The organism is Streptomyces racemochromogenes (assembly GCF_044129415.1).
Taxonomy (GTDB): domain Bacteria; phylum Actinomycetota; class Actinomycetes; order Streptomycetales; family Streptomycetaceae; genus Streptomyces; species Streptomyces racemochromogenes_A.
Genome location: NZ_JBBDHD010000190.1, coordinates 1 through 9,640 on the forward strand (window position 1 = coordinate 1; position 9,640 = coordinate 9,640).

Annotated in this window: 7 protein-coding genes and 1 riboswitch; of the genes, 2 read left to right on the plus strand and 5 right to left on the minus strand. The window is 73.1% G+C overall.

The window, feature by feature from the left end; all coding sequences use genetic code 11:
- Positions 1 to 269: 269 nt before the first annotated feature.
- The 3 genes from WDV06_RS34505 to WDV06_RS34515 form a co-directional block, all read right to left on the minus strand.
- On the minus strand, positions 270 to 1,007 hold the full coding sequence (locus WDV06_RS34505; protein ID WP_395513769.1) for a transglycosylase family protein: 738 nt from the start codon (positions 1,005 to 1,007) through the stop codon (positions 270 to 272).
- Positions 1,008 to 1,009: 2 nt separating this feature from the next.
- Positions 1,010 to 1,178, minus strand: a riboswitch (cyclic di-AMP (ydaO/yuaA leader).
- A 274-nt stretch (positions 1,179 to 1,452) separates the two neighbouring features.
- On the minus strand, positions 1,453 to 2,529 hold the full coding sequence (locus tag WDV06_RS34510) for a transglycosylase family protein (RefSeq protein WP_395513770.1): 1,077 nt from the start codon (positions 2,527 to 2,529) through the stop codon (positions 1,453 to 1,455).
- 127 nt (positions 2,530 to 2,656) lie between these two features.
- Positions 2,657 to 3,949 carry a cytochrome P450 family protein gene (locus WDV06_RS34515; RefSeq protein WP_395513771.1) on the minus strand — a complete coding sequence of 431 codons (1,293 nt, stop codon included), beginning with the start codon at positions 3,947 to 3,949 and terminating at the stop codon, positions 2,657 to 2,659.
- Between the two features lie 121 nt (positions 3,950 to 4,070).
- On the opposite strand from WDV06_RS34515, the gene WDV06_RS34520 reads away from it, so the two are divergent.
- Complete coding sequence (locus WDV06_RS34520; protein WP_395513772.1) at positions 4,071 to 5,273, plus strand: globin domain-containing protein; 1,203 nt, start codon at positions 4,071 to 4,073, stop codon at positions 5,271 to 5,273.
- 5 nt (positions 5,274 to 5,278) lie between these two features.
- On the opposite strand, the gene WDV06_RS34525 is transcribed toward WDV06_RS34520, so the two are convergent.
- Both WDV06_RS34525 and WDV06_RS34530 read right to left on the minus strand, forming a co-directional pair.
- The gene (locus WDV06_RS34525; protein ID WP_395513773.1) at positions 5,279 to 6,307 is read right to left on the minus strand and encodes a nucleoside triphosphate pyrophosphohydrolase; all 1,029 of its coding nucleotides are present in this window, start codon (positions 6,305 to 6,307) and stop codon (positions 5,279 to 5,281) included.
- Between the two features lie 28 nt (positions 6,308 to 6,335).
- The gene (locus tag WDV06_RS34530; protein ID WP_395513774.1) at positions 6,336 to 6,962 is read right to left on the minus strand and encodes a SurA N-terminal domain-containing protein; all 627 of its coding nucleotides are present in this window, start codon (positions 6,960 to 6,962) and stop codon (positions 6,336 to 6,338) included.
- A 177-nt stretch (positions 6,963 to 7,139) separates the two neighbouring features.
- Between WDV06_RS34530 and WDV06_RS34535 the strand changes: the two genes are divergently transcribed.
- On the plus strand, positions 7,140 to 9,539 hold the full coding sequence (locus WDV06_RS34535) for a YfhO family protein (protein ID WP_395513775.1): 2,400 nt from the start codon (positions 7,140 to 7,142) through the stop codon (positions 9,537 to 9,539).
- The last annotated feature ends 101 nt before the right edge of the window (positions 9,540 to 9,640 follow it).

Genomic DNA, 9,640 nt, shown 5'->3' on the forward strand with positions numbered 1-9,640 from the left:
GCTGTTCGCACCGTGGCGCGGCCGCGTCCTGCGCTCCCTGCCCGCCTCCGCCGGCCCGCTCGCCGACCTCGCCCCGGGGGGGGGGCGCCCCCCCCCCCCCCCGGGTCCTGGGACGAAAAAGGGGCCGAATACCCGTCTTCCAGGACATAGGCCCCTGGAAAATCGGGGGGCGGCCCCGGACATGACGACGCCCGGCGCGCAGGGGGATGCGCGCCGGGCGTCGGTGCCACGGGCCGCGGCGGGATGCCGCTCGGGTGTTACCCGGGAATTCAGCTGAGCTTCAGCTTCTGCCCCGGGAAGATCAGGTCGGCGTCCTGGACGGTGTCCTTGTTCAGGTCGAACAGCTTCTCCCAGCCGCCCTTGACGCCGTTGGCCTCGGCGATGGTGCCGAGGGTGTCGCCCTCCTGGACCGTGTACGAGCCGTTGCCGGTCGCCGGGGACCCGGTCTTCGGGGCGGACGGCTTCGACGGGGCCGGCTTGGACGGGGTCCAGTTGCCGGAGCCGGAGCCGCTGCTCTTGGTCTCGGTGTCGGCCTTCGGGGCGGAGGGCTTGGCCGGGGCGGGCTTGGCCGGGGCCGGCTTGGTCTCCGGCTTCGGCTTGGCCGGGGTGGTGGTCGAGCCGCCACCGTTGTAGGCGGAGTTGGACAGGCCGACGCCGCAGGACGGCCAGGCGCCCTTGCCCTGGCCCTTGAGGACCTTCTCGGCGATGGCTATCTGCTGCGACTTGGACGCCTGGTTGGCCTGCGCGGCGTACGCCTTGCCGCCGTACGCGGCCCACGTGGAGGCGGAGAACTGGAGCCCGCCGTAGTAACCGTTGCCGGTGTTGATGGACCAGTTGCCACCGGACTCGCACGCGGCGACCTTGTCCCACTCCGAGACCGTGGCGGCGCTGGCGGAGCCGGCGGCCATCAGCGGGGCGGCGACGGCCACGCCGGCGACACCGGCGAGCGTGACGATGCGGACGGCCTTGGAGCCGCGGCGGTGCTTGCCCTTGCCGGAAAGCAGCATGGATTTCTCCTCACCGACGCCTTCGAGGTGAGCTGTCGGGTTCGGGCGGATGAGTTGCCCGGTCGCGCAGTTGCGCGTCTTCACCCCAAGCCGGTACGCGGGCCGTCTCTCAACGGCCTTTCCCGGCGCCTACCTTGGTTCCCCCGCTCCTGCCAACGGCGCTTGCGCGACGACTGTTCCCTCCGGCCGCCGGCAGGATTCGGCGATGCGGTCGAAGGAGCTCGCGGTGGCGAGCGACTCAGAAGGTAGACAGGTCTCTCCCCGATGTTCAACGTGTGATTTTGGGGAGAAACCGGCCTACTTGCGTTCCTGGAGGGCACGTTTGCCCAGGTCGGAGCGGGGTTTGCGGAAGTTCCGGAACGAGACACGCCAGTTGTCCGGAAGAGATGCATGTCTCACTTGCCGATAACGGACATTCAGCCCGTAACGGCTGCCCGAACTACCCCTATTTCTTGGTTAGATCCAGGTTCTGACCGGGCTTGATGAGGTCCGCGTCCGTGCCGATGACCTGCTCGTTGGCCTTGTAGAGGGCGCTCCAACCGCCCTTGAGCCCGTTGGCGTCCGCGATGGCCGTCAGACTGTCGCCCGGCTTCACGGTGTACGTGGGCTCGGCGGCGGCTGACGCCGAGCCAGGCGCGGCGGGCACCTCGATCGCGGCGGGGCCCCGGTGCTTGCCGTTGCCGTCGGAGGCCCCTGTGGCGGGAGTGGCCGACGGGGAGGGCGTGGCGCCCGGGGTGGCCGGGGCCGTCGGGTCGACCGGGGCGGTCGGGGTGCCGGGGGTCGCCGGATTGGCCGGGTTGCCCTGGTTGTTGGAGTTGCCCTGGTTGCCCTGGCCGTGCGAGTTGTCCTGGTTGTTCTGGTTGCCCGGGTTAGCCGGGTTGGTGGTCGGGGCGGTGGGGCCGGTGGCCGGGGCGGTGGGCACCGAGTAGTCCGGCTCCGGCATGACGGGCAGTCCGCTGGAGGCACCCAGCGGGAAGTCGGGCAGCACGCCCGCGGCCGGAGCTCCGGGGGCCGGGGTGGGCGCCCCGAAGTCCGTGGAGGCGCCGCCCTTGCCCGTCGCGGGCACCGAGAAGTCCGGCCGGACCGGGGTGGCGCCGACCGGTCCGGGGGTCTTGGAGGTTCCCGTCTCCACGTCGGGCTTCGGCCCGTTCTTCGACAGCCCGGCCGACGCGGAGCACAGCGGCCACGCCTCGGGGCCCTGGGACTCCAGCACCCGCTCGGCGACCGCTATCTGCTGCGAGCGGCTCGCGAGGTCGGGGCGCTCGGCGTACTCCAGTCCGCCCGCGCTCTTCCACTGGTCCAGGGTGAACTGCAGGCCGCCGTAGGCTCCGCTGCCGGAGTTGGCGCTCCACGTGCCGCCGCTCTCGCAGTCGGCGACCTTGTCCCACGTCGTGGTGTCGGCCGCGCTCGCGCCCGTGGCGGCGAGCAGCGGCAGGGCCAGCGCTGAGCCGGTGACTCCGGCGGTGACGACGATGGCGGGGACCTGACGGGGTCGTCTGTGGCGGCCGTTCCCGGGAAGCATGAGCCTGCACCTTTCGTATAACGGCGGGGTAACGGCAGAACCTAGCCGCCTTCGAACGGATGTCACAAGTTCGGCTGAGTACTGAATTCCGGTCAGTTCCGCAGCCCCGCCGGGCTTCGCGCGCGCCTCAGACGTTCGGGACTGTGAAGCGGACGGGGAGGGTGCGCAGGCCCCGCATGATGAGTCCGCCGCGCCAGCGCAGGTCCGTAGGGGGAACGGCAAGTTCCAGATCCGGCAGACGCTTCAGCAAAGTCGCGAGCGCCGTCTGACCCTCCAGACGGGCCAGCGGGGCGCCCAGGCAGTAGTGGATCCCGTGGCCGTATCCGAGGTGCTGATTGTCACTCCGGGAGAGGTCGAGGGCGTCGGGGTCCGCGAAGCGCGCGGGGTCGCGGTCGGCCGCCGCGAGGACGACCAGGACGGGGTCGCCGGCGGCGATGTCCTGCCCGCCGAGGGTCAGCGGCCGGGTGGCGAACCGCCAGGTGGCCAGTTCCACCGGGCCGTCGTAGCGCAGCAGCTCCTCGATCCCCGTCTCCAGCAGGCCTGTCTCGCCCGCGGCGAGGGAGTCCTGGAGGAGGGTGCGCTGACCGGGGTTCATGAAGAGGGAGTGGAGGCCGTTGCCGATGAGGTTCACGGTCGTCTCGAAGCCGGCGAACAGCAGGATGAAGGCCATCGCCGTGGCCTCGGCCTCCGTCAGGTGGTCGCCGTGGTCGCTCGCCCGGATCAGGTCGGAGATGAGGTCATTGCCCAGATCGTCCCGCTTGCGGTGGATCAGTTCCCCGAGATAGGTGCGCATCCGCTTCACCGACCGGGCGACCCCGCCGCGCGGGCCGCCGCCGTGGCGGATCATCATCCCGGCCCAGTCGCGGAAGTCGTCCTGGTCCTCGCGCGGTACGCCGAGCATCTCGCAGATGGCGTAGATGGGGAGCGGGAACGCGAACTCGTGGATGAGGTCCGCCTCCCCCTTTTCCCCGGCCCCGGCCTTCTCGACGATCCGGTCGATGAGGTGGTCGGTCAGTTCCTGCACCCGCGGGGTGAACTCCGCGACGCGGCGCGGGGTGAAGGCCTTGGACACCAGCCGGCGCAGCCGGGTGTGGTCCGGCGGGTCGATGTTGAGCAGGTGGGTCATCAGCTCGGCCTTGCGCTCCCCGGGGATCCCGGTCTTGCCCTTGGCGTGCGCCGGCTCCGCGTGGTGCGCCGGGTTCTTGCTCAGCCGCTGGTCGGCGAGGGCCTGGCGGGCGTCGGCGTACCGGGTCACCAGCCAGGCCTCGACGCCGCTGGGCAGCGTGGCACGGTGCACCGGGGAGTGCTCCCGCAGCCAGGCGTAGGCGGGGTAGGGGTCGGTGGCGAACTCCCAGCCGAAGAGGGCCGGTGCCTCGGGGGCGGGAGGGGCGGGCGGGGTGTCGGGGGTCTGCTCGTGCACCCGTCGACGGTATCCCGGGCCGCTACCGGACATCCCTTATGCACGGTTCGTCGCGGCTGTCCGCAGATCCGCTGTCACTTGACGGCGGCTTGTCGGACATTCCTACTTCGGTCCTGTGGACGTGAGGATCTTGAAGAGCAGTTTCGCGGTGGTGGAGAGACGGGCCGAACACACGGTCAAGTTCTTCTACTCCCACCTCTTCTGGCACCACCCCGGGCTCCGCCCGCTGTTCCCCTCCTCCGCCGAGGACATGGAACGCCAGCGCGACCGGCTCTTCGCCGCACTCACCCATGTCGTCTCCCACCTGGAGGACGACTCCCTCCTCCCCTATCTCCAGGACCTCGGCCGCGACCACCGCAAGTACCTGGCCGCCCCCGAGCACTACGCCGCCGTCGGCGCCAGCCTGCTCGCCGCCCTCGCCGCGACCTCCGGCGACGCCTGGACCCCGGACGTGGAGAAGGCCTGGGCAGAGGCCTACCGGGTGATGGCGGACGCGATGGCGGCCGGCGCCGCCGCGAGCCAGGACCCGCCCTGGTGGGACGCCGAGGTCGTGCGCCACCTCCGGTACGGCGAGGACATCGGCGTCCTCACCCTGGCACCGCACGCCCCGCTCCCCTACCGGCCCGGCCAGTACGTCAGCGTGAGCAGCGAACGGGTCCCGACCACCTGGCGCACGTACTCCCTCGCCAACGCACCCCGTCCCGACCACACCGTCGACCTGCACGTCAGCCGGATCGAGGGCGGCCGGCTCAGCACCGCCCTGGTCCGCGAGATCCAGCTCGGCGAGGCGCTGCGGCTCGGCGCCCCCGGCGGGCGGCTGACCCTGCGCCGCACGGACCGGCCCGTCACCTTCATCGCCGCCGGTACCGGCTGGGCCCCCGTCCGCGCGATGCTGGAGGAACTCGCGGACCACCCTCCCGATCAGGACGTACGGCTCTTCCTGGCCGCCCGGGACGCCGCGCACCTCTACGACCGCCCGTGGATCGACGCGTACGCCGCCGCCTTCCGCTGGCTCGGCGTCACCTACATCACCCCCGCCCCCGGACAGCACCGCGACCAGGCCACCGCCCGGCTGGCGACCGCGCTCGGCAACCGGGCCCTGTGGCCCGAGCAGGACGTCTACCTGAGCGGGCCGCCGGTGTTCATGGAGGAGACCGCCCTCCTGCTGGAGGAGCTCGGGGCCCGCCCCGACCGCCTCTTCCACGACGCCGTCCCCGTTCCGGCCGCCGCGCGCGGCGGCCGGCCGCTGGGCTTCGGCGAGTGGTTCCTGCACCGCCCGGCCGCGCACTGGCACAACCCGGCGGACCGCTCACCGCGCACGTAGGCGGGCTACTCCCCGACGCCCTCCGCCGCCCGGATCGCGTCCCGGTAGACGCGGGCCGCCGCGCGCAGCGCCGTCTCCGGGTCGGTCCCCGCCGCCTCGGCGCGCGCCGCCAGCGCCAGCAGCTCGTAGCCGACGCCCTCGCCCCGCGGCAGCTCGACGGGGATCCCGCCCGCGCGGGCCCGGCCCGCCAGCTTCGCCGCGAGCGCCAGCCCGGGCTGGCCCAGCGGAATGCCGTCGGTGACCGACTCCCGCTGCTTCTCGACCGCCTTGGTCGCCTGCCAGTGCGCGCTGACGTCCTCCGGGGACTCGGCCGTGGCGTCCCCGAAGACATGGGGGTGGCGGCGGATCAGCTTGTCGACCAGGTCGCCGGCGACGTCGTCCACGGAGAAGGCCCGTGCGTCCTCCTCTTCCTCCCCGCTCACGCCCTCCTCGGCGATCCGCGCGTGGAAGACCACCTGGAGCAGCACGTCGCCGAGCTCCTCGCGCAGCGCGTCCCGGTCGCCGTCCTCGATCGCCTCGACCAGCTCGTACGCCTCCTCGATGGCGTACTTCACCAGCCCCTCGTGCGTCTGCCGGGAGGTCCACGGGCACTCGCGGCGCACCCGGTCCATCACCTGCACCAGGTCGAGCAGCCGCGCGCCCGGAAGGTCGTACGAACCCGGCAGCAGCTCCAGGTCCGGCATGGCCACCCGGCCCGACCCGGCCAGCCGCGCCAGACCGTCGGTGAGCCGCTGGTCGCCCTCGCCGGACGGGATCACCACGATGGTGCGGCCCCCGGCGCAGGCGTCGACGAGGGCGTGGGCGTCGGGGGCCTCGTGCTCCACCCGGACCCCCGCCTCGCGCAGGTACGGAAGCTGCGGGTGGCCGGGGTCCGCGCACAGCACCCGGTCCGCCGCACGCAGGGCCTGCCAGGCCGGCCAGGACAGCAGCCCGGGCGCGACCCGGTGGCTGGCGGTCAGCAGGACGATCCGCCCGGCGTCCTCGGCGGAGGCGTCGGCGGTCACGGGGGCGGGTTCGGCGGTGTGGTCGGTCACCCTCCGAACCTACCTCCGCCCGCGTCCGTCAGGCTCCGGCGGGGGCCGCCTGCTCGGGCACCGTCTTCTGGGTGATCCACGGGGTCTGCTGGTCGCCGAGCAGGATCTGCTTCTCGTCCCAGCGGCCGTAGCGCGGGTTCACCTCGATGTGCAGGGCCTTCGCGGCCTCCCCGAGCTTCACCAGGGCCTTGTCCTGGCTGCCGTAGTGCGTGAAGAGCTTGTCGCGCAGCAGCTTGAAGCGGGTGTCGGCGTCGATCTGGTCCGGGGCCAGCTGCGCCTGCTCCAGTGCCGCCGCGGCCAGCGCCTTCTCGCCGCCGACCTGCTGGAGCTGCGCCTTGCGGACGTCCTCGATCTCCTTGGTGCTCACGCTCAGTCCGGCGTCGTCCGCCGCCCGCTCCAGCACCGCGGTCTGGATCATCTTGTTGAGCTTGAGCCGCTCCAGCCCGGCGGTGGCGCCGATCAGCCGCGCCCCCTGCTCGGAGCTGTTCTGCGCGGTGCGGACGTCGTTGACCTGGGCCTGGAGCGCGGAGGTGGTGATGCGTTCGCCGCCGACGACGGCCGCGGTACCGGGACGGGTCCCGCCCGAGCAGGCGGCCAGCAGGGGGGCCGCCGCGATCAGGGCGGCGGATACGGAGAGCGCTGTGCGACGGTGCAAAGGAGCCTCCAGGGCCGGGGGATTGTGCGTCGGTGCACAAGGCCGTGCGGTGATCGATGGTATGCAGTCAGAGTGGCCCGAGCCACCGGTTCGACCAACGATTCCGGGGGTGTTGAAGGTGCGAGTTCACCCCCCGGCCACCGCGGGGTGAGGCGGTCCTGCGAAGGTCGGACCACCATGTCGACATCGCAGCTCGCTCCGCACCCCACTCCGGAGCACCCCGCTCCGGCCCCCGCACGACGCTCCGGACGCCGTGCCGGCCTGTTCGGCTCGGCGTTCGCCGCCCTGGTCACGGCGGTGGCCGTGTGCTCCGGGGACGCCGTCGCGCGCGTCTTCCCGTACGGGCCCCGCCACCGCAGCGTCAACGACCTCGGCAACCAGTTCGTGCCCTTCCACGCCCACCTGTGGGACCTGTTGCACGGGCGGGCGCGGGGCGGGCTGCTGTTCAACTGGCAGTCCGGGTACGGGACCGGGTTCCTGCCGGATCTGGGCACCTACCTGACGAGCCCCTTCGCCCCGCTGGTCGCACTGTTCCCGCGGCACGACATCGACCTCGCGGTCTACGCGGTCACCGTCCTGAAGATGACGGTGGCCGCCGCCGCGATGGCCTGGCTGCTGCGCACCCAGCGACCGGGGCCGTGGTGGGCCGCCGGGCTGCTGGGGGCCTCGTACGCGCTGTGCGGCTGGTCGGTGATCGAGGCCTCGTACAACCCGATGTGGCTGGACGGGCTCATCGCCTTCCCGCTGCTGTGCCTGACCGGCGAGTGGGCGCTGCGGGCGCGGCGGCCGCTGCTGGGGGTGCTGGTGGTGGCCGTCTGCTGGACGGCGAACTTCTACACCGCCTACATGGCCACCCTGGGCGCGGCGCTGGTGCTGGTGGTGCGGGTGGTGCTGACCCGGGAGGGGACGCGCGAGCGCGTCCGGGTGATCGGCCGGGCGGCCGTGACGACCGTCCTGGGCACCGCCCTGACGGCGCCGCTGCTGTTGCCGCTGTTCCTCAGTTCGAAGCAGGCCTATCCGGGCTGGTCCAAGCAGTTCTCCCCGGCGCCCTGGTCGGACCTGTTCGCCCGGCTGCTGCCGGCCACGTACTCCTTCAACTCCCCGGCCCTGTTCATCGGTACGGGGACCCTGCTGCTGGTGACGGCGCTGCCCTTCCACCGGGCGCTGCCCCTGCGCACCCGGCTGTGGTGGGCGGGGCTGGTGGCGGCCGTGCTGCTGTCCCTGCAGTGGGCCCCGACCCATCTGCTCTGGCACGTCTTCGCGACCCCGAACGGCAGCCCGTACCGGCAGACCTTCGTCCTGGCCGGGATCGTGGTCGTCGCCGCCTGGACGGGGCTCGCGGCCGGACCTCCCGGGGCGGGGGCGCTGGCGGCCGGGGCCGGGGTGCTGGCCGCGGCGGCCGCGTGGGCGGCGGGCAGCGCGCTGGTCACGGGCTGGGGGTACGCCCTGTTCTGCGGCGGGCTGGCCCTGACGGCGGGCGCCTGGTGGGCGCTGCGCGACCGGCGGCTGCTGCTGCCGGCGGCGGCCGTGCTGGCGCTGGCGCTGGCGGCGCAGGCCTCCGCGACCACGGCGTACGGGCACAAGGGCAAGCTGGCCGGGCTGGACGACTACCCCTCCTGGGGCCGGGCCGACAGCTCCCGCGAGCGGGCCCTGACGCGGGCCGACGGCTGGCCGGCGTACCGCACGGACGCGGGCCGGCCCGCGCTGACGGGCAACGACCCGCTGCTGCTGGGCGGCGAGGGCGGCTCCTACTACAGCAGCCACACCCCGGACGTGTTCACCCGCACGATGGCGGCGCTGGGCGCGGGCTGGACCTCGCGCGGGCGCAGCGTGCAGAGCCTGGACAACCCGGTGACGGACGCGCTGTTCTCGGTCGGCGCGCGGCTGAAGCCGGACGGGAGGATCGCCCGCGGCGAGGCCCTGCCGCTGGTCACGGTCCGCCCGGCCGGCCCGCCGCCGGGGTTCGGCGAGTCGCCGTTCGCCAACCAGGAGCTGTTGCTGGGCGCGAAGGTGTACGAGGACCCGGTCGCGCCGCTGGTCTGCCGGGCGGGGACGGACGCCTTCCTGTGGGCGCCCGAGTACAACGCGACGGCGCGCCTCGCGGACGGCCGGCCCTTCAAGCTGAACGGGAACCCGCCGAAGAACCGGGCGGCGCTCCAGCCGCTGGGGCGCTCGCACGGCCCCGCCTCGAAGCTGGTCTTCGACCGTCCGGCCCCCGCCGTGTGGGCGCTGTCCTGCCTGGACCGGGCGAAGCTCACCGCGGCGGTGACCGCGCTGCGCGGTGCGGCCGCCACCTCCGTCCGGGTCGGCGACTCGGACCTGACCGCCACGCTGCCGCCCGGCAGCACGGGTACCGCGGTCGTCGCCGTCCCGGCCATCGCGGGGTGGAGCTGCCAGGGGCGTCCGGCCGGATCCCGCCTGGGCCTGCTGGCGGTACCGCTGGACGGGCGCACCACCACCCTGCACTGCGGGTTCACCCCGCCGGGGCTGGCGGCGGGGGCGGGGGTGGCGGCTCTGGCCGCCCTGCTGGTGGCCGCGCAGGCGGCGCACCCGCCCCCCCCCGAGTCTTTCTCATAAAAAAATAAGAACCAGCCGAAGACTATACTATTTTGTATATAACGGTTGGGGGCGTATCAATAAAAAAATGGGGGGGGGGGGGGGGGGGGGGGGGGGGGGGG

Excerpts from the sequence above, each read along its gene's own strand:
- WDV06_RS34505 (WP_395513769.1), bottom strand. The coding sequence starts at position 1,007 with ATGCTGCTTTCCGGCAAGGGCAAGCACCGCCGCGGCTCCAAGGCCGTC.
- WDV06_RS34535 (WP_395513775.1), top strand. The coding sequence starts at position 7,140 with ATGTCGACATCGCAGCTCGCTCCGCACCCCACTCCGGAGCACCCCGCT.
- WDV06_RS34510 (WP_395513770.1), bottom strand. The coding sequence starts at position 2,529 with ATGCTTCCCGGGAACGGCCGCCACAGACGACCCCGTCAGGTCCCCGCC.